General features: G+C 37.0%; 23 protein-coding genes. 17 read left to right on the top strand and 6 right to left on the bottom strand.

The window, feature by feature from the left end:
• Positions 1–3 precede the first annotated feature (3 nt).
• From REI64_RS16510 to REI64_RS16495, 4 genes are read left to right on the top strand one after another with little or no spacing between them, the layout of a single operon-like run.
• A complete protein-coding gene (locus tag REI64_RS16510; protein WP_308851248.1) occupies positions 4–558 on the top strand; it encodes an NUDIX hydrolase in 555 nt (184 codons plus the stop codon).
• Complete coding sequence (locus tag REI64_RS16505) at positions 559–1263, top strand: family 16 glycosylhydrolase (protein WP_308851247.1); 705 nt, start codon at positions 559–561, stop codon at positions 1261–1263.
• A gap of 1 nt (position 1264) precedes the next feature.
• Positions 1265–1999 (top strand): lysophospholipid acyltransferase family protein, encoded by a 735-nt coding sequence (locus tag REI64_RS16500; RefSeq protein WP_308851246.1) that lies wholly within the window; start codon positions 1265–1267, stop codon positions 1997–1999.
• A 45-nt stretch (positions 2000–2044) separates the two neighbouring features.
• Positions 2045–2539, top strand: coding sequence for a hypothetical protein (locus REI64_RS16495; protein ID WP_308851245.1), 495 nt, complete (start codon positions 2045–2047; stop codon positions 2537–2539).
• Positions 2540–2942: 403 nt separating this feature from the next.
• On the opposite strand, the gene REI64_RS16490 is transcribed toward REI64_RS16495, so the two are convergent.
• A complete protein-coding gene (locus tag REI64_RS16490) occupies positions 2943–3689 on the bottom strand; it encodes a LytTR family DNA-binding domain-containing protein (RefSeq protein ID WP_308851244.1) in 747 nt (248 codons plus the stop codon).
• On the bottom strand, positions 3686–4723 hold the full coding sequence (locus REI64_RS16485; RefSeq protein ID WP_308851243.1) for a sensor histidine kinase: 1038 nt from the start codon (positions 4721–4723) through the stop codon (positions 3686–3688). Before REI64_RS16485 ends, REI64_RS16490 begins: the two co-directional genes overlap by 4 nt.
• A gap of 326 nt (positions 4724–5049) precedes the next feature.
• Between REI64_RS16485 and REI64_RS16480 the strand changes: the two genes are divergently transcribed.
• From REI64_RS16480 to REI64_RS16460, 5 genes are all read left to right on the top strand, one after another.
• Positions 5050–5223 carry a hypothetical protein gene (locus REI64_RS16480; protein ID WP_308851242.1) on the top strand — a complete coding sequence of 58 codons (174 nt, stop codon included), beginning with the start codon at positions 5050–5052 and terminating at the stop codon, positions 5221–5223.
• A gap of 2 nt (positions 5224–5225) precedes the next feature.
• Positions 5226–6134, top strand: coding sequence for an ATP-binding cassette domain-containing protein (locus tag REI64_RS16475; protein ID WP_308851241.1), 909 nt, complete (start codon positions 5226–5228; stop codon positions 6132–6134).
• Positions 6135–6230: 96 nt separating this feature from the next.
• Positions 6231–7028, top strand: coding sequence for an ABC transporter permease (locus REI64_RS16470; RefSeq protein ID WP_308851240.1), 798 nt, complete (start codon positions 6231–6233; stop codon positions 7026–7028).
• Positions 7029–7174: 146 nt separating this feature from the next.
• Positions 7175–7378, top strand: a complete 204-nt coding sequence (locus REI64_RS16465) for a DUF2683 family protein (protein WP_308851239.1) — start codon at positions 7175–7177, stop codon at positions 7376–7378.
• A gap of 456 nt (positions 7379–7834) precedes the next feature.
• Entirely contained in the window at positions 7835–10060 is a 2226-nt protein-coding gene (locus tag REI64_RS16460; RefSeq protein ID WP_308851238.1) for a S41 family peptidase, read from the top strand.
• Positions 10061–10068: 8 nt separating this feature from the next.
• Here REI64_RS16460 and REI64_RS16455 read toward each other — a convergent pair whose 3' ends face one another.
• A complete protein-coding gene (locus tag REI64_RS16455; protein ID WP_308851237.1) occupies positions 10069–11427 on the bottom strand; it encodes a M20/M25/M40 family metallo-hydrolase in 1359 nt (452 codons plus the stop codon).
• 98 nt (positions 11428–11525) lie between these two features.
• Between REI64_RS16455 and REI64_RS16450 the strand changes: the two genes are divergently transcribed.
• A complete protein-coding gene (locus REI64_RS16450) occupies positions 11526–13106 on the top strand; it encodes a M20/M25/M40 family metallo-hydrolase (RefSeq protein ID WP_308851236.1) in 1581 nt (526 codons plus the stop codon).
• 60 nt (positions 13107–13166) lie between these two features.
• On the opposite strand, the gene REI64_RS16445 is transcribed toward REI64_RS16450, so the two are convergent.
• Positions 13167–13394 carry a LuxR C-terminal-related transcriptional regulator gene (locus REI64_RS16445; protein WP_308851235.1) on the bottom strand — a complete coding sequence of 76 codons (228 nt, stop codon included), beginning with the start codon at positions 13392–13394 and terminating at the stop codon, positions 13167–13169.
• A 142-nt stretch (positions 13395–13536) separates the two neighbouring features.
• On the opposite strand from REI64_RS16445, the gene REI64_RS16440 reads away from it, so the two are divergent.
• The 3 genes from REI64_RS16440 (at position 13537) to REI64_RS16430 (ending at position 16248) form a co-directional block, all read left to right on the top strand.
• Positions 13537–14097 carry a hypothetical protein gene (locus REI64_RS16440; protein ID WP_308851234.1) on the top strand — a complete coding sequence of 187 codons (561 nt, stop codon included), beginning with the start codon at positions 13537–13539 and terminating at the stop codon, positions 14095–14097.
• Positions 14098–14725: 628 nt separating this feature from the next.
• On the top strand, positions 14726–15517 hold the full coding sequence (locus REI64_RS16435) for an ATP-binding protein (protein ID WP_308851233.1): 792 nt from the start codon (positions 14726–14728) through the stop codon (positions 15515–15517).
• 65 nt (positions 15518–15582) lie between these two features.
• On the top strand, positions 15583–16248 hold the full coding sequence (locus tag REI64_RS16430) for a response regulator transcription factor (RefSeq protein ID WP_308851232.1): 666 nt from the start codon (positions 15583–15585) through the stop codon (positions 16246–16248).
• A gap of 364 nt (positions 16249–16612) precedes the next feature.
• Here REI64_RS16430 and REI64_RS16425 read toward each other — a convergent pair whose 3' ends face one another.
• Positions 16613–18016, bottom strand: a complete 1404-nt coding sequence (locus REI64_RS16425) for an MBL fold metallo-hydrolase (RefSeq protein WP_308851231.1) — start codon at positions 18014–18016, stop codon at positions 16613–16615.
• Between the two features lie 260 nt (positions 18017–18276).
• Between REI64_RS16425 and REI64_RS16420 the strand changes: the two genes are divergently transcribed.
• From REI64_RS16420 to REI64_RS16405, 4 genes are all read left to right on the top strand, one after another.
• Complete coding sequence (locus REI64_RS16420) at positions 18277–18654, top strand: BlaI/MecI/CopY family transcriptional regulator (protein WP_308851230.1); 378 nt, start codon at positions 18277–18279, stop codon at positions 18652–18654.
• Positions 18651–20594 (top strand): TonB family protein, encoded by a 1944-nt coding sequence (locus tag REI64_RS16415; RefSeq protein ID WP_308851229.1) that lies wholly within the window; start codon positions 18651–18653, stop codon positions 20592–20594. The genes REI64_RS16420 and REI64_RS16415 overlap by 4 nt, the downstream gene beginning before the upstream one ends.
• Positions 20595–20598: 4 nt before the next feature.
• Positions 20599–21015, top strand: a complete 417-nt coding sequence (locus tag REI64_RS16410; protein WP_308851228.1) for an energy transducer TonB — start codon at positions 20599–20601, stop codon at positions 21013–21015.
• A gap of 79 nt (positions 21016–21094) precedes the next feature.
• The gene (locus REI64_RS16405; RefSeq protein WP_308851227.1) at positions 21095–22246 is read left to right on the top strand and encodes a TonB family protein; all 1152 of its coding nucleotides are present in this window, start codon (positions 21095–21097) and stop codon (positions 22244–22246) included.
• 312 nt (positions 22247–22558) lie between these two features.
• Here the strand turns inward: REI64_RS16405 and typA are convergent, their stop codons facing one another.
• Positions 22559–24367, bottom strand: a complete 1809-nt coding sequence (gene typA / locus REI64_RS16400; protein WP_308851226.1) for a translational GTPase TypA — start codon at positions 24365–24367, stop codon at positions 22559–22561.
• Positions 24368–24569: the final 202 nt, after the last annotated feature.

The raw sequence follows: 24569 nt of genomic DNA, 5'->3' as shown, positions 1-24569 counted from the left end.
CCTATGAGCACCGAAAACCCTTGGCAAACCCTTAGCAGCGAAGAAAAATACGATAACAATTGGATAAAGGTTACCGAGCATCAGGTAATTAACCCTTCTGGCGGCAAAGGAATTTATGGCGAAGTACATTTCAAGAACATTGCTATCGGCGTGCTTCCGTTAGATGAAGAAAACAATACTTGGCTGGTTGGGCAATATCGTTTTCCGCTGAAAGCTTATAGTTGGGAAATTCCCGAAGGTGGCGGACCATTAGGCAGCGACCCAGAGTTAAGCGCAAAAAGAGAATTGGTTGAAGAAACAGGCTTGGTTGCCAATAAGATTATCGAAATACAGCGCATGCATCTTTCTAACTCTGTGAGCGATGAATTAGCCATTATTTACCTCGCTCAAGATTTAACGCAGGGCGAAGCCGAACCCGAAGAAACAGAAGACCTTCAAATTATAAAAGTACCTTTTGCCAAGGCTTATCAAATGGTAATGGATGGAGAAATTACCGACAGCATAAGTGTAGCTGCAATTTTGAAAGTGCAACTTTTGTTAGCGAAAGGAACATTGTAAATGCGTTTCTGCTATGTTTTAATACTAATTTCGCTGTTTCTGTCGTGTAAGACACAACGTGAAGCAAGACAGAAAACTACGTTCAAAGAAAATTTTAGCAACGGTTACCATGAACATTGGCAGGCAGAAAACCATACTTTCGATAATAATCTAGCTCACTTTTCAGAGAACAATGTTTCTGTACAAGACAAGCAAATTGTATTAAAATTAGAAAATAAAAAGCATCGAGAAAAAAACTATAGCGCAGCCGAACTTCGTACCAAAAAAATGTTTCTCTATGGTCGTTTCGAAGCAGAATTAAAAGCATCTGATGCGCTTGGCTGTATCACGGCATTTTTTCTGTACCGACCAAATGCGGCACACAACACCGAAATAGATTTCGAAATTAGCGGTAAATATCCCAAGGTAATTACAACAAACCATTGGGTAGATAGACGATCGCACGACAAAGAAACACCGCTAGATTTCGACAGCACCAAAGACTTCCATACTTATGTTATCCATTGGCAACCAAACAGTATAGTGTGGGAAATAGATGGTAAAGTTATCCATAGCACCACCACTGCTGTACCCGACAAACCTATGCAGGTGGTTTTTAACTTGTGGGCTACTAAATCTGAAAGCTGGGCAGGTAGCATAAAACACGCAAAACTTCCTACCTTTGCATACGTAAATTCGTTTAAGTATACACCTTATAAAAAATAAAATGAGCAAACTTATTGGCTATATCCTAACTCCAATATTTTATCTTTCTTTCGGTTTATTTCTAGCCATTTTTCACCCTATACAGTGGATTTGCTATAAAATTTTCGGTTACTCGGCACATAAATGGTCGGTAGATGTGCTCAACTTTTTCCTTACTTATTCTCAAATTACGTTACTTAACGGCATCAGTTTTAAAAACAGCCAAAAATTGCCAACAGACCGACCAATTATTTTTGTGGCCAACCACCAAAGCATGTACGATATTCCGAGCTTAATTTGGTTTTTGCGCAAACATCATCCAAAGTTTATCTCAAAAATTGAGCTCACCAAAGGGATACCTTCTATTTCGTTTAACTTGAAATATGGTGGTGGTGCTAATATTGATAGAAAGGATAGCAAGCAATCTATTAGCGAGATTATCAAGTTAGGTAGACGAATGAACGAAAACAATTGGAGTACGGTTATTTTTGCCGAAGGCACCAGAGCGAAGGATGGCAAGATGAAACCTTTCCAGGTTGGTGGCATTGCAACGTTGTTAAAGATTGTGCCTACTGCGATTATTGTTCCCGTGGCTATAGAAAACTCATGGAAAATTGTTCGCAATGGCACTTACCCATTAAATGCGTTGCTACCTTTAAAGTGGACGGTTTTAACGCCAATAGAAAGAGGTGAGAAAAATGCAGAAGAGTTGGTTCTACAGGCTGAAAATGCGATTAAGCAGCAGATTGGGCAGTAGCTTTACATCCGTTGGAGTATTGAAATTAAATGGTCTGGTTAGATTATGTACAACAAAAAACCAGTGATATTCTTTAAAACTATTTATGGGATTATTACCGTAATAGTTCTGAGTTGCTTTGGTATTATTCGTGGCACTAAAACAGAGAAGGAATTTGATAAAGTTAGTGGAAAAATAACGTATATAGGAAAACACTATAAAGAACTCCCAAATCGAAATTTTGGTAAATATAGGTATATAAAACTTGATGTGTCAGAGCAAATATTCGAAATATTTATTGGGAAAGATTTCGGAGACTTCAAACCTTCATTCGAAAAAATAGATGGCCTTAAAGTAGATGATACAATAAATATCTATTTTGATATAGATCCATCTGAAACGGAAAACATCAACAGGCTGGTTCAATTTATATTCAAAAATGAAGTTCCATATTTTAAAAGAGGAAGCATAGACAAGTATATTGGCATCACATTGCTAGCCATTGGCATCTTAAGCTTTCTATTATTGGCAATCTTAAAGTATAAAGATAAGATTGACTAATTGAATTAATGTGCCCTGTATCCTCTAATCATCAGTCCGCTATGTTAAACGTATCGTCATTGCGAGGAGGAACGACGAAGCAATCCTACAACTATGGGTAGGGAACAAAACTTATGATTTAAGATTGCTTCGTGCATCGCAATGACGAGCTAATACCCAAACTCATTTATTATTAATATAATTGCACCTTAACTCCCTGCAGCGCTTAATAGATTTTAAGGACTAAGGCAATAGCTAGACTAAAAAGCCTCCCGAAAAGTTCTGTTTTTGCCATCTAGCCCCGATTGAGTTGATCCCGATTTTTCATCGGGAGAAACGAAAAGCGGGACTGCCGAAAATAGCAGCACCAAAAATGGGCTTCAAATAAAGCGTTTAGTAAAAATGATAAATACCCTGATTCCCCTTAAACGTTCCTGCTATCGATCAGTTTAAAGAAAGCATCTCTGTACGTATCTCCTACCGGGATGGTTTTACCAGCAATAGCAATTCGGCTGCGCTCTATGCTTTCAATCTTATCTACCGAAATAATATACGATTTGTGCACCCTGATGAATTCGCCTTTTGGCAAGGTTTCTTCCATCTTTTTCATGTTCTGCAAGGTAATTACTCGCTCGTTTTTGGTGAAGATGGAAATGTAATCTTTTAATCCTTCGATGTACAGAATATCATCTAGCTCAATTTTTTGGATTTTGTGTTCCGTTTTTACGAAAATAAAATCTTGTATTGGTGAAGCAGTTGGTGCAGCTATAGGCTCTGGTGCCGGTGCGGCAACGGTAGTTCCATTATCTTGTTTTTGATGCTGATTGCGAACCTTTTCTACGGCTTTGTAGAACCTATCGAAAGCAATTGGCTTTAACAGATAGTCAGAAACGTTTAAATCGTAGCTTTCTAAGGCGTACTGCGAATATGCTGTAGTTAAAATGTAGCTCGCTTTGTTTCCGGCAATTTTTAAAAACTGAATACCCGTTAATTCTGGCATCTGAATATCTAAAAACACGAGATCGATGTTGCCTTCTTGCACCAATTGCATGGCTTCGATAGCACTTTCGGTACGTTTAACCAGCTCTAAAAACGGGACTTTTGCTACATAATCAGCAATAATATCAAGCGCTAAAGGCTCATCATCTACGGCAATACATTTTAAAATCATAAATCAAGCATTAGTTCTGTGGTGTAGTGGTCTGGCGTATTTACAATATTCAGTTTATACCTATCGGGATAAAGTAACTGCAGCCTTCGTTCTACGTTGTTTAGGCCAACCCCGCCAATGGCGTCTTTGTTGGCCGTACTCTTTTTATTAGTTACACTAAAGTGCAAAATCTTTTGGTTAGCAATGATGTTTATTTTAATTGGATCTCCCTTATCGTTTGCTACGCCGTGCTTAAAGGCATTTTCTACGAAAGACATTAAAATTAGTGGTACAATTTTTTGTCCATCTATTACACCATTGATGCTAATTTCTACCGCAGCCCCGTCTTTAAAACGCAGTTTTTGTAGTTCTACATAGCTTTCTACATAATGTACTTCTTTATCTAAGCTCACCCAGCTATCGTTACTTTCGTAAATCATGTAGCGCATCATCTCAGAAAGCTTCAAAATAGCATCGGCAGTTTTATCAGACTTTTGGTAAGCCAACGAATAGATGTTATTTAAAGAATTGAAGAGAAAGTGCGGATTTAACTGCGATTTCAAAAACTGCAACTCCATATCTTTCTTCTCACTTTCGAGATTACGTTGAATGCGTTCGTTAGAAAACCAATCTACGGCAAATTTGATGATGCAGCTAGAAACCAGAAAAAATCCAGATATGAAAACTACAGCTATAATGTAGTTAACCAAGGGAATACGCTGCACAACACCCTTATTATTAACCGTTTGCAAAACATCCTCTGGATTTAGCAATGCTACACCTATTTTTATACCTGCACTAACTCCAATAAGTAATATAAAACATACGGTATACCAAAGGTATTTTTTACGCTTTTTGATTAGCTCAGGAATTAGAACAATGTAATTGATATAAAATACGCCGACATTAATTGCCGCAAAGAACACATAATCGATAATGTATTCTTTTATAGAATGCTCTCTTGAAGAAAAAACGATAGCGGCAAGGGTAATTAGCCCTAGAATTCCCCAAAAAATACAATTTAATATTAACGATGCTCTGCTGCTATTCTTCATAAATTTGTAGAAACATAATCTTCTAAACTACCTATAAGCCTATTTGCAAGCAAGCACTTTCGACCAACGGGCATTTTTTTTCTACGAATGGGCAATTTAGCCGATTTATTCGACAAACTGGCATTTTTACCGTTTATCTAGGATATTTTGCACTTGGTCTAAAACATTTTCACAGGTTTTTAAGAATTATTCTATTTGTTCAACGAAAACGAAAAGAGTATTAAACCTTAAATATTACAAACATGAAACCATCGAGAGTTTACTAAGAAATAACTCAAGAAAAACTCTCGATAGCTTCATGACCATTAAATTAAAAACGACAGATTATGAAAAAGTTAACCAACGTATCGCCTTTCTTACTTTTATTAGTACCTGTATTTATGGTTATGTTATTTGCTTTTACTACAAACGGCAACAATACCAACGGCGAAGAAGGCTTAGTGAAAACTACTTCTAAGACCACTACTATTGTTAAAGCCGCCACTGTAATCTTAAAATAAGGATGAGCAGATTTGCCATAGAAACCGTAGGGCTTAACCATCAATTTGGTTCGCAAGCTGTAGTAAAAAATTTATCATTACAAGTACCTAAAGGCAGTATTTATGGATTTCTAGGCCCAAATGGTGCTGGTAAAACCACTACCATCAAAATTTTACTGAACCTGCTACAGTCGCCAGCCGATACCGTTTTTATCTTTGGTAAAGAACTCAACAACAACCGTACTGCTTGTTTAAAGCAAATGGGTTCGCTGGTAGAACAACCCGCAATTTACGCCCACCTTACAGGCAAAGAAAATCTGATTAATAGATGCATCCTTTTAGGCATAAATAAAAATAAAGCAAGCGAGATGCTAGCATTGGTGGGCTTAACCGATGCCGCCAATAAGAAAGCTGGCAAATATTCGCTAGGGATGAAACAGCGCTTGGGTATTGCTTTGGCTTTAATTGGAGATCCGGAATTGCTCCTACTAGATGAACCTACTAATGGCTTAGATCCTAACGGGATTATCGAAATAAGAAACTTGATGCTTGAACTGACCAGCAAACATGGTAAAACTATTTTAGTTTCTAGCCATTTACTGGCGGAAATAGAAAGAACAGCCACACACGTTGGTATCATTAACAAAGGAGCCTTGCTTTTTCAAGGAACCATTAACGAACTGCACGAATTGAGCAAACCATCTATTAAAATAGAAGTAGATGACCAAGCTGCTGCAGTTAACATCTTAAGTGGCAATGGTGCAGAAATTCTGAGCGAAGAAAGTGGTCGTATCCATATCAACTATACTGGCAAAGCCGAAATGGGCAATTACAATAGCCTTTTGGTTAAAAATGGTGTAACCGTTTACAGCATTGGCACCGAAAAGAAAGATTTAGAAAATTTGTTCTTAGATATCACCTCGAAGGGTTAATTATCAAAAATCAAAATCCAATTAGCCAACTGTTAATTTCAATTAAACAAATCAGCAGATTAAACGATTAACCCAAAATCCCAAACAATCAACATTATGCGGTCTTTATACATATCATTCATTTCAGAGTTTTATAAATCTCGTAAAACTTTAGCTTTTTGGGCTGCCATTATACTTCCGCTAGTTATTTGCGGACTGATTGCTTTTGGCTACTATACCTCCTCAGCTAAAATATTAAAATACAACTATCCTGGCATGATGCTTTGGTTCCAGTACAGCAGTGCTGCACTTGGCGTAATGGGAATGCTGATATTACCATTTTATGTGATGTTTATGGCATTTTCTGTTAACAACATCGAGCACAAAAATGATACTTGGAAAACCCTATTTTCGCAGCCATTAAACAAGTTTTCGATATATGCTGCAAAATATCTTTATGCACTAGTGCTTTTATTGCTCTGCATATTTCTATTCGCTTTCTTAACCTACACGTCTGGCTATCTCTTGCAGTTCTTAGTCCCTAAATACACCTTTGCCGACTACGACCCAGCAATCATACTATCAAGGTTTTATGGGAAGCTGTTTTTAGCTTCATTAGGGATCTTATCAATACAATTTATTTTAAGTTTAATTTGGAGCGACTTTCTTAAGCCAATGGGCATTGGTTTTATAGGCACCATTGCTGGTATTATCACTGCAAATGTTGGGTGGAAGTATGCCTTTCTTATACCTTATAGTGCGCCAACTTTAGCTTTAAGGGCAGCCAGCGGCACCAAAAATGGCAGACCAGAAGACCTACCGATTTTTACGCAAGACATTTGGGTGAGTTTAGCCTACGCAGGAGTACTGTTCGTTGCTGGTTATTTCATTCTCTCGAAAAGAAATATCAAATAAAGATCTTAGTTTAGTTTTAGTTAATTTGGAGAAGGCGGCTGGTTACCGCCTTTTCTTGTTTTTAAACCATTAGGCATGCCGACAAGTTTAGCCGGTTTTATTTCAATCGAAATTTTGTTAAATTTGTTTATCATCAAAAGCTGAATATGGAAACTTATCTCGTACATCCCGATAAATCACAGGAAAAAGCACTGAAGGCATTTTTAAAGGCTTTGGCTGTTCCTTACGAAATAAGGAAAGAAGAACCACTTCCTGCACATGTTTTAGATGGAATTAGAAGAGGTCAAGAGCAACTCAAAAAGGGGTTGGGGAAAACATCGGAGGAAGTATTTAAGAAATACGACAAATAATTGCAATGCAAACAGTTTGGTCTCCAGAGGCAGAGGAAACTTTCGATTCTATCATCAGTTTTATCATCGACAATTGGGGTATCTCAACCTCAAATAGTTTATCAGAAAAACGAAGAAACTTTTAGTATCAATAGCTTTGATGCCTGAGATGTTCCCCGAAACAACATTCTCTAACGTTAGAAAAGCAGTAATTACATCACAGTCGAGCGTATTCTATGAAGTTCGTGAAGAGGAAATATGGTTACTCTATTTTTGGGATAACCGACAAGAAAAACTTTAACCTTCCTTTTTTACCTTCCCGGTTTTGGAATAACCATTAAACTTTCGTGGCCTTTTTCATCCACAGATTGCACTGCAAAAAATATTTATTCTTAGAAGTGCTAAATAGGAGTTGACCTATATAAAAACAGTATTTTAGGTGCTTCAATACCTTAGAAGGTAATTAAATCGAGCCCTATGAAAAAAATGCTAAGTAAAATTTTGACCTATGTTTTCTTTTCTATTTTATCAATAAGTTGCAAATCCAGTTACAGCTTAAATGGAGGATTTGAAATCTTAGATGAAGTAAGTAAAACTCCTAAAGGTTGGTTATACAAACCTTTAAATTCTGCTAATATTAAAATAGATAAATCGATAAAAAAGCTAGGAAATTACAGCCTTTTAATCGAGAGCACTTCTACGAGCAAGATACTTCGAACAATTGAAAATGTCATTGCTGTTAAGCAAGATGGAAAGTTGATAGAACTAAAAGGTTTTGTGAAAACGGACAAAATTAATAATGGTTTTGCTGGACTAATGATGAAGCTAGAGGGAGCAGATAAAATATTAGCCTTTAACAATGTACAAGAACAACCTATAAGAGGGACTAACGATTGGACAGAATACAGTATTAGTTTGCCATACTCTAATGAAGTAGAGAAAATTAGGCTTGGTGGTGTTTTTAGTGGTTCTGGAAAAGTATGGTTTGATGACTTTCGTCTATATATAGATGGTAAACTTGTTAAAAATATAATTCCTGTTCAACAACCAAAAGCGCTGACTGACACTTCTTTTAAAAAAGGTTCAGGAATTTCACAAATTTTAGTCGACCAAAATAGCATTAATAATTTAAAAATCATCGGGCAATTCTGGGCGTTCCTGAAATATCATCACCCCTATGTTGCTAGCGGCAATATAAATTGGGATGCTGAGCTTTTTAAAATTTTACACAAAACAAGTAAATCTAACTATAAAGATTTAAGTGATGTCTTAGAGAATTACGTAGACTCTTTGCCTAAGGTAAAAAGCTGCGTGGGATGTAACACTACATCTAACTCTGAAGTATTACTTAATCCTGATTACGGTGGGTTGTTAACGACAGGTGGTTTAAGCAAAGCACTTATACAAAAACTTAAATTTATTCAACAAAATGCAGATATAAAGGATAATTATTGGGTTAAAGGAGATATGATTGGGGTGCCAAGATTTTACAATGAAAAAGGATATGAAGAAATGACATATCCTGATGCGGGTTACAGGCTCCTGGCTTTATACAGATATTGGGGTATTATCAACTACTATTATCCTTACAAAAATCTTGCTGAAAAGAACTGGAACGATGTATTAAATGATTTTATTCCAAAATTCATATTGGCAAAAAATGAACAAGAGTATACATTAACAACTCTTAAACTGATAAGAATGATAAATGATACTCATGCAAATATATGGGGCATGAACAAGATTTTAGAAAATATAAAAGGGCATTACATTACACCATTCCAGGCAAAATTTATCCAAGAAAAATTAGTTGTTACGGGATTTTACAAAGATACATTGAATATAAAACAACTTGTTAATGTTGGAGATGTTATTGTATCTATTAACGGAACCAAGGTTAAAGATCTTGTGGATAAATATCTTCCAATAACTCCAGCCTCCAATTATGACACTCAACTTAGAGATATGCCAACAAATTATTTGTTAAAAAGTAATAATAAACAAATCAGAGTTGTGATAAGTAAAGGTGGAAAAGATGTTGAGATATCAATCCCTACTGTAAATTCAGAACTGATGTACCAAGATATCGATTACACAAAACCTAAAGGTTATTACTTGCAAAATGAAAAGATAGGTTATGTTTATGCTGGCAAGTATAAAAATTCTGATTTGCCAGAAATAAAGAAATTATTTAAAACAACCAAAGGAATTATTGTCGATTTGAGATGCTATCCTTCAGATTTTATGCCCTTTACTTTTGGCAACTACATAAAATCACAAAATACGCTTTTTTCTCGATTTTCTAGACCGGATTATTCTGTTCCAGGAAAATTTATCCTTGCAGATTCCGCCTCTAATGGAGTTAGCAGTGGAGACACATACTTGGGGAAAGTAATTGTAATTGTCAACTCCTCTACTCAAAGCCAAGCAGAGTACACAACAATGGCTTTTCAGAGTTCTCCTAATGTAAAGGTTATTGGTAGTCAAACTGCTGGAGCAGATGGCAATGTAACAAGTATAATTTTACCTGGAGGAATTAGTACTGCTATTTCTGGGTTGGGTGTTTTTTATCCAGACGGAAAACCTACACAGAGAGTTGGGGTTAAAATTGACTATCCTATAAAACCTACTGTTGCCAGTATTAGAAATGGTAGAGATGAATTATTAGAAAAAGCTGTCGAATTGTTACAAAAGGGATGGTAAAGCAAAAACTACCTCCCAGGCTTCGGAACAACCATTAAGCTTTCGTGGCCTTTTTCATCCACAGATTGCACTGCGAAAAAGTAGTTATCTTTAGAATAGTTTAGCGTAGCTTGATTTTCCTTCACAAAAAATTTGCGCTCCCAAAATGGGCTGGTGGTTTCTCGCATCAGCACATAATAACCATAAGGCGATTTTCCTTTTGGAGCATCCCATTTCAAAGTTGTTTTATTGGTTAGACCCGAAGTAAGCACCACCACATTTTCTGGCTCTTGCGTAGCTAAACCTAGGTTTGCCATCACCGCCATGTTCATTCTCGTTACTTTTTGCAGATAGGTATAATCTACATATTCGGGCAAATCACCGAATTTAAAACCGTTTTCTGTTCTTACATCTTGATGTTGGCGATTAAAATCCTCGTTCATTTCTGTAAGCCTAACCGCAGCAAAACCTTGTTGCGAAAACGGCGTATGATCTCCACCACGTAAATACCTGTCTCTTCTGTAAATCAACTTCACCTCTAACTGATCCACATACCTTTCGGCTACTTCTTTGATATAACGTGCAGCCTGCCTTGCTTTACCATCATTTTCTGTGCCTGCCGACTGTCTGGCAGCAGCTTGTTCTTTTGTTTCGTTTGCAGCAACACCTTCGCTAAATACACGGACACTTTTATTGTCTTTAATATCGGTTTCCATGCCGTAAGAATTACCCACAATGTCGTTATTCATCAATAGATGAACATTCCAGCCCTCCTCTTTTGCTCTTTTAGCCAAGTTAGCAGCGCCGTATAAACCTTGCTCTTCGCCAACAAAAGCCACAAACACCAAAGTACTACTGAATTTATATTTGCTCATTACACGAGCCATTTCCATTACGGCAGCCACGCCAGAAGCATCATCATTAGCACCTGGCGCAAAGTCTTTAACGTTCATCACATCGGTTACTCTCGAGTCGTAGTGACCAGAAACCATTAACATTCGCTTATCAGATGGATCTGTTCCCGGTAATATAGCCATCACGTTCTTTAAAACCGCCGCTTCCTTAATTCTTCTACCATCTGCTGGTTGGGTGAAAGTATCGTAAGACACCTGTAAACGTCCACCACTTTCTGCCGAATATTTTTCAAACTCACTTTTAATCCAAGTTCTTGCCGCACCAATTCCTTTGGTTTTACTCAGCGTGTCGCTTAATGTATGTCTGGTGTGAAAAGAAACCATTTTCCGCACTAAGGCTTCCAAATTAGCCGCAGACACTTCGTTTAGCATAGTAGTAATTTCTGGATCTTTCACTTCTATTTTTTGGGAAAATGAAGATTTAGGCAGACCAAAAGAAAGGCAAAACAATAGGAGTAATAAGTAATTTCTCATCTTTTTTAAACGTTGTAAAATTCTTAATAGAAAGTTACAACTATTTCTCTTTAGCTGTAAATTCACACCATATTGTTACTTAACCTAACACAACATTTATGTTAAAAAAATTTACAATTGGTGCATTAGCCATAGCCGTTTCATTTAGCAGTTTTAATGCATTTGCGCAAGAAGCCGTTAATAACGAAGCTGTACAAAAAATCAGAAAAGAGGGATTAGAAAATTCGAAGGTAATGGATATTGCTTTCCAAATTACCGATGTGATCGGTCCTCGTTTAGCCAACTCTCCGGGTATTAAAAAGGGAAGAGACTGGGCAGTGAAGTACCTAACAGAATTAGGTTTAAAAAATGCTAAGCAAGAGAGCTGGGGCAATTTCGGTAAAGGCTGGTCGGTAGAGAAATATTATGCTGCTACCACCGCACCTTTTTACAGACCAATTATTGGTTATCCTAAAGCTTGGACGCCAGGCACAAACGGCCCAATTAAATCTGAAGTGGTTTTAATTAAAGCGGATACTGTAACCGATTTAGATAAATACAAAGGTAAGTTGGCTGGCAAAATCGTGGTGATTGAGTCGGTAATGGTACAACCATTAAAGAATTCTTATACACCGGATGTTGTTCGTCATACTGATGAAAAACTAGCTGAAATGGCTGCTGCCGAACCTGCAGTTCCAGGTCAAGGTCGTCCGGGCGGTCGTGGTGGCAACAACCAAATGGCCATGATGATGCGTATGCGTCAAAACCGAGTGGCAATTAATGAAATGTTACTTCAAGAGAAAGTTGGTTTAATTTTAACCTACGCTCGTGGTAATTATGGCACTTTCTTCACTAGCAACGGTGCTTCTTATGCTGTAGATGCTAAACCAGTTGCACCAGAGTTAGAGGTTTCGGCAGAAGATTTCTTGCATATTTTGCGTTTGCTACGTGGCGGACAAAAAGTGGAAGTTGAAGCAGAAGTGAAAACTACTTTCTATCCAGAAGATCCTAAAGGCTACAATGTAATTGCCGAAATTCCGGGTACTGATAAAAAGCTAAAAGAAGAAATTGTAATGTTAGGTGCGCACTTCGATTCGTGGCACTCGGGAACTGGCGCTACAGATAACGCTGCTGGTTCTATCGTGATGATTGAGGCTGTACGTATTCTAAAAGCTATCGGCTTTCAACCAAAAAGAACAATTAGAATTGCACTTTGGGATGCTGAAGAACAAGGTTTGCATGGTTCGAGAGGTTATGTAAAACAACACTTCGCCGACCCTACCAAAATGGAGTTATTGCCTGAACACAGCAAGTTAAGCGCCTATTACAACCTAGATAATGGTACTGGCGCTGTTCGTGGCATTTATTTGCAAGGTAATGCTGGTGCGAGGGATATTTTCCAAGCTTGGCTCAACCCATTTGCAGATTTAGGTGCTAAAACGGTAACCATTAGTAACACTGGCGGTACCGACCACCAAGCTTATGATGCAGTTGGATTACCAGGCTTCCAGTTTATCCAAGACCCAATGGATTACAACACTCGTACGCACCATACCAATCAAGATACTTATGATAGATTAGTAGAGGATGATTTGAAGAAATCTGCTACTATCATTGCTTCTTTTGTGTACCACACTTCAGAGCGTGCTGAAAAGATCCCTCGTAAAGAGTTGCCGAAACCAGTAGCTCCGAGAAACTAAGACACTTAATATTTAACCACATAGACACATAGAATTTTACTATGTGTCTATGTGGTTTTTTCATGCAAAAACCCTCTCCTTAAATGCCCAAACCACCAATTGGTAAGCATTTTTAAACCCCATCTTCTTTACCATATTCCTTCTATGGGTTTCTACCGTAAGCCTACTGATAAAAAGCGTATCCGCAATTTCTTTATTGCTATAGCCTAAAGATATCAGGTGTAGCACCTCAACTTCTCTGGTACTGATATTATTCTGTACATATTCTTCATTAATTTCGATTGTCATAGCTCTTAGTTTTATCCAAAATTATTTAGAGCTAAATGTTTTATTTCAAGAGATATTACCCTAACTTACAGGGTGTTTTTACGGTATTGACCAACTTTAAAAACGCTTTACTTTGAAGAAATAAACCTTAAACTTTTAAACTATGATTGTTAAAGTAACTAACAAGGATGAGAAAGACCTGAAAGATGGAGAGCTAGGAAGAAAAGATATTTGGGAAATGGTTCAACACCACAGACTGGAAAAGAACCCAAAAGATCTAAAGTATGCTCATTTCAAGCTTAAAGAAATTTTACAACTCTTTATTAACAACAAAGTACTACCCGAAACTATTGGAAAGTTACTGAGTGAAGTTATAGATTCTCCAAAAATCAACAATCACGGAGTAAAAATATATCTTGGTAGACACGCCAAGCCAGAAACTTGTCCTAAACCATCTGGAACTTTAACTTCAGCGGACTATCTCCACCGAGCTACAACTATCATCTTGACAACAAATCTAGAAAAGATACCAGGTGACAAGAAAAAAGGATTTAGAGATATGTTGACCCTCCCTAAATCATCTGAGGAGCATTTTGTATTGATACCAGGTTTCAAGGAAGAAGGTCAAGGCTTAGATAGAGCTGAAATTGAACCGCCTTATCATGATGGAGAGGTAGGTGAATATTACGACATTGGTGATGAAAAACTAGAAGACCAAGGATGATTATAGCAAAAATCCCTTTTTCAGTGATTATAGAATGGATGTGTCTTATCGCATCCATTTTATTTATCCCTAAAAATCTCATCCAAAAACATTGGAGATGTTTTATTCCATATTTATTAATCGTCGCTACGTTAGAAACCTTTAGTTATTTAATAGGCAGAGTAATTCAAATAGACCTTAACAAACACATTTTGTATAATAGTTTTCTTTTGATATGGCCTATATTTCATTTTTACATCTTTAGCAAAGTAATCCTTTTAAAAAGTGCTAACTTTTTATGCTTAATAATAACAATTGCAGTATTAATTAGCTATTTTTTTGAATGGTTTAGTTTTGGTTTTAATAGTTATCTATACCGTACTGATACATTCGCAGGTGGTTGTATGGTACTTTTGAGTATTATCTATTATATCGGCCTTTTTAAACAAGATGAATATCACGATCTGTTAAAAGATGCGGCATTTTGGTTCGTAACGGGATGTTTAATTTTCTATGGAACAACCACCGCCATCAATGCCTTTTTTGAAGAATTGGTACGTATTAGAATAAAAGGACAAGTTTCATTACGATATGTTATTATCAATATATTTAACATCATTATGTACAGCTGTTGGATTAAATCATTTCTATGCCTAAGGAACAAACAGATTTATACACGAGCATAATTCTTATTTCTGTTATTTTTCTTGTCATTGTAGTAGGGCTTATTATTTTAGTTACATCCTACTATCGGAAAAAGAAAATACACTTGATTGAAAAAAGAGAACTCAACCAAAAATTTGAATCGGAACTGCTCAAAACCCAGATAGAAGTACAGGAGCAAACCATGCAGACCATTGCAAGTAACTTGCACGACAATATTGGCCAGCTGCTGAGTTTAACCAATATCACTTTGGGTTCTATCGACATCAGCAATGCTGAAAAAGCCGAGACCAAAATCAATACCTCGGTAGAGCTAGTGAATAAATCTATCAAAGAACTGCGTGAATTGGCAAAGCTGTTACAAGGGGAACAATTACTACAAAATGGAATTGGTTATGCAATTGAACAAGAGGTGAATTGGCTGAGAAAAACAGAGGCCTACGAAGTCGTTTTTGAAAACGGCATGCTTGAGCAAGCAAGCGCTTCGCCACAAACCGACTTGGTGGTACTCCGTCTGTTCCAAGAAATTTCGAACAATATCATTAAACATGCACAAGCCACAAAAATCGTCATACAGCTTCATCAAGAAGAAAATCAGCTCTTTTTAAGCATTAAGGAAAATGGTATAGGTTTCGATTATCAAACTGCAAAAAATAACGGCCAAGGCTTAGGGTTAAATTCAATTGAAAAAAAGGCACAGCTTGTTAATGGATCTTTCGATATACAGTCGAGCCCGAACAAAGGAACTGAAATTGTGATACAGATACCTTACCCTTAGCTATCTAAAGTGTTATTTAACGGCATGGCTGATGGAAATTATACATAAAATAATACCGATATAATATGAGCGATTATAAGGAAAGTCCGTTTAGGGGTTTGGGGTTTAAAATAGCCTTGGTAGACGATCATACTTTATTTAGGTCTGGCTTGGCAAGCCTGCTGACCGAATTTGAAGAATTAGAAATTGTTTTCGAGGCAACTAACGGTGCCGACCTACAATCGAAAATTAAAAAGCATGAAGATGTACAGCTCATCTTAATGGACATCAATATGCCGGTAATGGATGGCTTTGCTACCACAAAGTGGATGAAAGAAAACTATCCCCAGGTTTACATCTTGGCTTTAAGTATGTTCGAAGATGAAAAATCTATCATCAATATGATTAAGGCGGGAGCAAATGGATATATGCTAAAGGAATCGAAATCTTCGGAGCTGCTCATCGCTATTAAAACCATGATTGAAAAAGGTTTTTATGTGAACGAATTGGTATCTGGGCGCTTACTGGTTTCCGTAAAAAACGAAGAGCCAAAAAACATCCTGACAGATAAAGAATTAACCTTCTTACAACATTGTGCCAGCGAACTAACCTACAAAGAAATTGCAAGTTTAATGAACGTTAGTCCACGAACGGTAGATAATTACAGAGAATCGCTTTTCGCCAAACTCAATATAAAGTCTAGAACAGGCTTGGTGGTTTATGGCATTAAGAATGATTTGATAAAAATTTAGTTTGGGTTAATCGGTTAATTGTTGAAATCGGTTAACTGAACAAATCCTAAATTTAGCATATTCTATTTTTAACAAATAGCTAGATTTCTCACTACGCTAAGCTTCGTATCGAAATGACATATTTAGATAAGTCGTCATCTCGACGAGGAACGAGGAGAGATCTAGCAACAACATGACGTTCGATTATTTAGATATACTTAAACAGACTGTTAAAGCTGATGCTGACCTGTAGCGGAGCGAAAAGCTACGAAGTAAATAAATTAGCATGACGGAACCACTTAATTAGCGTCGTTACCTATATCGAAGCGAAAACCGAACTCAGGTTAGCACATTTGAGGGATCAGCAAACTGAAAATTTCAACAACTATCGTAAATCAAATGACTGGTGCCTATCAGGAATTTCTACATTCTTAAAACCTGCGGCATGCAATTTCTCTTTAAAAGTTAATTGCACTTCATATTCGCCGTGCACCAAAAACACTTGCTTTACCTTACTCGCATCCTGACAAGAAAGAAACTGCAACAAATCGTTATAATCGCCATGCGCACTCATAGATTGGATACTGCTAACTTCTGCATGAACTGCAAACCTGTCTCCAAAAATTCCAACTTCCTGAACGCCTGCTTTTAACCTTCCGCCTAATGAATTCGGCTCGCAGTAACCAACCAACAAGATGGTATGTTTAGCATCGCCAATGCAATTTTTAATATGATGTTTTACTCGGCCAGCTTCTGCCATACCCGAGGCAGAAATGATGATACAAGGTTCTGGATTGGCGTTCAGGGCAATCGAATCTTCCGCAGTTTCTACGTAATGCAACCGTTCAAAGTCAAAAGGGTTGTCATCAATTTTCATGATATCCAAAACTTCATCATTAAAACCTTCTGCATGATTTTCTACAATGGCCGTAGCTTTAGCCGAAAGCGGGCTATCTACATAAACATGAACTTTCGGCAAGCGACCTTCCAAATCTAAATTGTTAAGCACATACAAAATTTCCTGCGTTCTGCCCACACTAAACGCAGGGATAATCACTTTACCTTTTTTCTCTACGCAAGTTCGCACCACAACATCTAACAAAGCCTGTGCTGTTGGTTGCGCATCTTTATGTAGCTTATCGCCGTAAGTAGATTCTAGTAAAATGTAATCAGCTTGCGGGAACGATGCTGGTGGTCGCAACAACAAATCACCGTACTGCCCTACATCGCCACTAAAGCTTAAACGCGTCGTTTTTCCGTTTTCTGTAATGGCTAGATGCACAGATGCACTGCCGATAATATGACCAGCATCGAAAAACTGCAAAGTAACATCGTTGGTAATCGATATTTCCTTTTGATAAGGCACCACCTCAAAAAAAGACATTGCTTTTAGCACATCATCTTCTTCGTACAAAGCTTCCTCTAATGGCAAACCACGCTTTGCAAGCTTTTTGTTTTTGTATCTTAAATCTCCAGCCTGAATTTTTGCAGAATCTAGTAATAAAATCTTTGCTAATTCTTTCGTAGCCGAAGTTCCGTAAATCTTCCCCCTAAAACCTTGAGCTACCAAACGTGGAATTAAACCACTATGATCAATATGTGCATGTGAAAGCACCAAAATATCTACTTCGGCGGCGTTAAAGCCAAAATTTTCGTTTAGGGCTTCTGTCTCCTGCCCCATTCCTTGGAACATACCACAGTCTAACAAAATTCGAGTTCCATTAGCTAACGTAAGCAAATGTTTGCTACCAGTTACATTTCTAGCGGCACCGTGAAAAGCTATTTTCATTTATAGGTTATTTATTCAATGATAAGAAAATTGTTTCAAAACATTAAAATAAAGCCATAGTACTTATCCCAGTTTTCGGGAGGTACAGATTATTAGTTTAAAATCTAATTCAGCTAATAAAAAATCACTTGTGTATCTGTGGCTTAATTAAAATAAAAAGACAAAAAATTTTGAAAACTAAAATATTAGTTATAAATTAGTCTTAGATATCTAATTAGTAATCGGCGCATTGCAAGGCGCTGTTTCAAAACAACGTTAAAATGGAAATTAAAGATTTAACAAAAGCAGAAGAACAATTAATGCAAATTCTATGGCAATTAGAAAGCGCTTTTGTAAAGGAAGTAATTGATGAATTGCCAGAGCCTAAACCAGCCTATAATACCGTTTCTACCATTATCAGAATATTGGAAGTTAAAGGTTTTATTGGCCACGAAGCTTTCGGAAAGGCGCACAAATATCACCCGTTAATTTCTAAGGAAGAGTATAAAAGGCATGCGACGGAAAAGCTGTTAGGTGGCTATTTCGAAAATTCTGTAGAAAGCATGTTTTCATTCTTTGTAAAAGAAGAAAAACTCGATTTAAGCGATGTTGATGAGATCTTGAAAATGATTAACAAATTTAAAAACAAACCGAAATGAGTTGGTCGCATTATTTATTACAGGTAAATATCTATTTAATAGTTTTTTACGCCTTTTACAGGCTTTTACTAGCAAAAGAAACCTATTTTGTTCTTAACAGGATATATTTAATTTCTTCAGGTATTTTTTCGCTTGCCATTCCTTTTATGCAAATTGATTGGTTTAGCAAACGAGAAATTAGTCAGCAAATTTATGTGCAGGTAGAACAATTGAACCAATTTGTAGTGCAAGATACCGTAAAGGCAATTGCGCCACAGTTCAGTTGGGGAGCATTAATTGTGGCTGTGTATTTATTGGGCATAGTCTTTTTCTTCATCCGCTTTGCGATAAAATTATTAGCAGTGCGACAAATGTTTAAAGGTATAAGAAGCGGACTGGCATTTTCGTTTTGGAACAAAAAAATAGTAAGCCAAAACTTGCCCGAAGCTGCGACCGTAAACCATCACGAAGATATCCATATCAAACAACTGCACACCGCAGATGTAATTTTTTTCGAGCTCTTAGGAATTTTTACCTGGTTTAACCCCATCATCTATTTGTACAAAGAAACAGTAAAAAACATCCACGAATATTTGGCAGACGAGGCTGCTGCTAAGTTTCAGGGCGACAAAGAACTGTATTCTATGTTACTGCTCAACCAAGCCTTCGGGGTAAACGTAAACACATTAACCAACGGTTTCTTTAAAAAATCGATGATTAAAAAACGGATTTTTATGCTGTACAAAGAAAGATCTCGCAAAACTGCCATTCTTAAATATGGCATATTTGTGCCGCTTTTCGCAGCAGCACTACTCCTATCTTCTGCAACCATCAAAAAGAATAACCAACTTTTAGTGGCATCAGAAAAAATCCAAATTGCAGAAGTAAAGGCCGCTGTTGCCGAAGTGCTAGACCTCGCAGATCCAGCAACTGAGGCAGCTATTACAACCAAGGTAAGTTTGCCAGCACCTAAAACCGAAAAAGACGACGACTTGAGCAAATTTTACAAGTTCTTGGGAAATCATATCAAATACCCTTCTACTGCTGCCGACAATCATGTACAAGGTAACTTGGTAGTGAACTTTTCAGTAAAAAGTGGTAAGCCAGAAAATATTGTAATTGAACCAAAAATGGGTTACGGCGCCGATGAAGAAGTGATGATAGCCTTATCAAAATATGATGGCAAGGTACTTAACGACGGTAAATACAGTATGCGAATTGAGTACAGACTAAACGGTGCAAATACCGCATTGATTAATGACAATGCTACTGTAAAAAAAGGGCATAAAAATTTAAATACCATCACCATAACGGGCTATGCTCCTAAGCAAAAAGGCGCAGACGACGAAGACAATACAGTTTATAGCTTTGTATCGATGGAAACTCCTCCATCATATCCTGGCGGGATAACTGAATTTTATAAGTTTCTAAGCGAGAACATCAAATATCCAGAAGATGCCAAAAAATCGGAAATTCAGGGAAATGTATTTGTGTCTTTTACAGTAGAAAAAGATGGTTCGATATCGGATATTAAAATTGATAGACGACTTGGCTACGGAACCGATGAAGAAGCAGTAAGGGTATTACAACTAAGCAAAAAGTGGAACCCAGGAATGCAAAATGGGAAGGCTGTAAGAGTTAAATATAATATCCCTATCAAATTTGCATTAAAGAAATCAGCAAATGAGCAAAAAACTTACAGAATGGTGCCTAGTGAGCGAATTAGCCCTGAAAGTTTTTTTGCCAAAGATTCTGAATATCTCGAAAAAACGCCACTTGTAATACTCGACGGGAAGATTTATGAAGAAAAATTATCGGAACTAGACCCAAAAAAAATAGAGTCCATTAGTGTTCTTAAAGATATTTCTTCCACTTCTCTATATGGTGAAAAAGGGAAAAACGGTGTGGTATTAATTACGACCAAAAAAGATAAATCATTAATCATACAACCAAAAAATTAAAGAAATGAAAAAAATCGCACTCATTGTATTAGTTACACTATTAGGTTTTAGTGTAAGCAAAGCTCAAACAACGGCTACAGCAGACGATAAGATATATTCCTTTGTTGCTATGGAGAACCCACCAAAGTTTCCAGGTGGCATAGCAGAGTTCTACAAATTTTTGGGAGAAAACATCAACTACCCAGAGCAGGCCAAACAAGAGAAAATTCAAGGAAATGTTTTTGTTTCTTTTGTGGTAGAAAAAGATGGCAGTATTTCTAACGTAAAAGTCGACAGAAAATTGGGTCATGGAACAGATGAAGAAGCCGTAAGAGTTTTAAATCTTAGTCCGAATTGGATAGCTGGCACTCAAAATGGAAAAACGGTTAGAGTTAAGTATAATATCCCCATCAAGTTTAGTCTTAATAAACAAACGCATTAAATTCTAAATCCGCAACTAACACTGCGGATTTTTTTATGGAATGGTGCTGCTAATGACATCATTCTCTCAAAAACTAATAATGCTTTTTAGGAACTACAAAATATTTCAACTTACCTTCGCAATTTTACTTATTGGAATAAGCGCTATTGGTCAACTTCCCAAACATTATGGCCGTAAATTAGAAAAAACCTATCCGATAGATTTGCAAAGGCATTTATTCAACAGTATAAAATACCCCAATAAAGCTGAACACTCTTACACCCAAGGAAATACCATTGCGTATTTTAAAGTTTACAACCGCAAAATCACCTTACTTTCTGTAGCGCCAAAACTCACTATAGATTTTAAAAACGAAATCATCAAAGCCTTTAAAAATTTCGAAACCAACGATTTGAAAAATGGATTTTATGGTTTGCCGATTAATTTCAGGATCGCTAATGTGGTCACAAAAATTCATAACGCAGAAATTGCTGTTCATAAAAGTTACATCGATTTACCTTACTTAGAAATTTTACTAGGTATTCCAAGCTGTGATCCAGGTGCACCTCATCTCTATTGCAAACCAAATACCTTACACGCTCCTTATGAATTACAAATCCCTCCAGTTTATCCAAACGACGATTACAGAGGCTTTATCAAATTTATCAAAGCAAACGTTAACTATCCAAAAGCGGCCATTGAAAACCAAGTGCAGGGAAATGTTTACGTTTCTTTCGTAATAGAAAAAGACGGCAGTTTAAGCAGTGCAAAGGTAGAACGATCGTTAGGATATGGTACTGACGAAGAAGCCATCAGAGTTTTGAAACTAAGTCAAAAATGGAAGCCTGGGTATGAAAATGGCAAACCAGTAAGAACAATCTATCGAACCCATATCTCGTTTCAGCCAGATCGCCCTTTTAAAAACCCAAAACCAATAAAGATCTATCAGCTAAAGCAATTAAAATATCCACCCCAATATCCGGGAGGGGAAGAAAGGTTAATTGAGTTTATTAAAACCAATATCAATTACTCAAATTTAACCAACAAACAAATTAAAGGTATAGTAGTAATTAGTGCTGTGATAGAAATGGATGGCAGCTTGAGTCAATTAAAAGCGATTGATAACCTAGGTTATGGCACAAAAAAGGAAGCTTTGCGGGTGGTATCTAAGCTAAAACGCTGGAACCCCGGAATGGAAAACGGCATACCTACAAGAACGCAGATAGCAATTCCAGTAAAGTTCAATCCTTAAAAAGACAAAAGCCCTCTCGACAAAAAATCGGAAGGGCCTTGTAATTCTCCTATGTCTCGGACAAACTAAAGTTAAACAATTAATTTCAATTTTCCGAATTTATTATGCTAGCATACAACTATTTACAAGCTCCCTCTCTGCCTGTTGGGCGTCTCCCAAAGGAAGAGAAAATAGATTATGCAATTCTCTCCCTTTGGGAGAGATGGTGTAACCAGAGAGGGTATTGATTCACATTTAAATAAAAAGCCCTCTTCATCTAAAAATATAAAGAGGGCTTTTAGTATCAAGTTAAGGTTTTTAACCTTCAACCAATTAAGATTGGAAGATCTTGCCTTTTACTTTACGCTCGTTCTCAGTTAAGAAAATTTTACGTAAACGGATGCTCGCTGGCGTAACCTCAATATATTCGTCAGCTTGGATATATTCCATACATTCTTCTAACGAGAATTTAATTGCTGGTGCAATACGAGTGTTATCATCTGTACCAGAAGCACGCATGTTAGTCAATGCTTTTCCTTTAACAATGTTAATCACTAAATCGTTATCACGAATATGCTCACCTAAAATCTGTCCTTCGTAAATATCCACACCTGGATCTACAAAGAAACGACCTCTATCTTGTAATTTATCAATAGAATAAGCGGTAGTTGTACCTTTATCCATAGAGATTAATACACCATTTAAACGACCAGGAATTGTACCTTTCCAAGGCTCGTAAGCTTTAAAACGGTGCGCCATAATTGCCTCACCAGCAGTAGCCGTTAATACGTTGTTACGTAAACCAATAATACCACGAGAAGGAATTTCGAATTCTAAGTGTTGTAAATCACCTTTTGGCTCCATAATTAACAACTCACCTTTACGCTGAGTTACCAATTCAATTACCTTACCAGCAACATCACCAGGTACATCAACAATTAATGTCTCAACCGGCTCATGTTTTTTACCGTCAATTTCTTTAACAATAACCTGCGGCTGACCTACTTGTAACTCATAACCTTCACGACGCATTGTCTCGATCAATACAGATAAGTGAAGAATACCACGACCGTAAACCAACCACGAATCTGCACCTTGAGTTTCAACAACTTTTAATGCCAAGTTTTTCTCCATCTCCTTCATCAAACGATCTTTGATACGTTGTGAAGTAACCAATTTACCTTCTTTACCGAAGAAAGGTGAGTTATTGATGGTGAACAACATGTTCATTGTTGGCTCATCAATGCTAATTACTGGTAATTGTTCTGGTGACTCAAAATCAGCGATAGTATCACCAATATCAAAACCATCAATACCAACAACAGCACAAATATCTCCAGATTTAACCTCAGTGGTTCTAACCTTACCTAAACCTTCAAAAGTGTATAGTTCCTTTACTCTAGATTTAACCAATTTACCGTCACGTTTAATTAAAGTAACAGGTTGGTTTTCTTTAATAGTGCCTCTGTGTACACGTCCAATTGCAATACGGCCTACAAAAGAAGAATAATCTAACGAAGTAATTTGCATCTGCAACGTACCATCGTTAATTGGCGCTGCAGGAATGTGTTCTACAATTGCATCTAACAATGGGAAGAAGTTATCAGTTGGTTTAGTGTAATCAGTGCTCATCCAACCATTTTTAGACGAACCGTAAATTACAGGAAAATCTAACTGCTCTTCTGTAGCCTCTAAGTTAAAGAACAACTCAAAAATTTGCTCATAAACCTCTTCTGGGCGACAGTTCTCTTTATCAACTTTGTTTACAACCACAATTGGTTTTAAGCCTAAAGCCAAAGCCTTTTGCGTAACGAAACGAGTTTGAGGCATCGCACCTTCAAAAGCATCACATAACAAAAGTACACCATCAGCCATTTTCAATACACGCTCTACCTCACCACCAAAATCGGCGTGACCAGGAGTATCAATAATGTTGATTTTAACATCTTTGTATTTAACCGACACGTTTTTAGACACGATGGTAATACCACGCTCACGCTCTAAATCGTTGTTATCAAGAATTAAATCTCCAGTTTGCTCGTTGTCACGAAAAATAGAACAGGCATGTAAAATTTTGTCTACCGTAGTAGTTTTACCGTGGTCTACGTGGGCTATAATAGCTATGTTTCTTATCTTTTGCATTGTATGCGATTGTATTTTAGGGCGCAAAGGTAGTGAAAAATCCTTAAAACCGAAAGAAAACCGACTTGTAAAATGTGTTAAGTTTTTGTAAATCAATTGCATTGCTAGTTGGTTGCTGTGGCCCCGCTTTCGCTCATAGTCCTCAGCTTCGTTACACTCGCTTGCGGGCTAATCCGCTCAATCGGGTTTATTAACCAAATTT

This window comes from Pedobacter sp. (assembly GCF_031119335.1).
Lineage (GTDB): Bacteria > Bacteroidota > Bacteroidia > Sphingobacteriales > Sphingobacteriaceae > Pedobacter.
The sequence above is the reverse complement of the archived record's forward strand: the minus strand, read 5'-3'. Positions and strand labels throughout refer to the sequence as shown.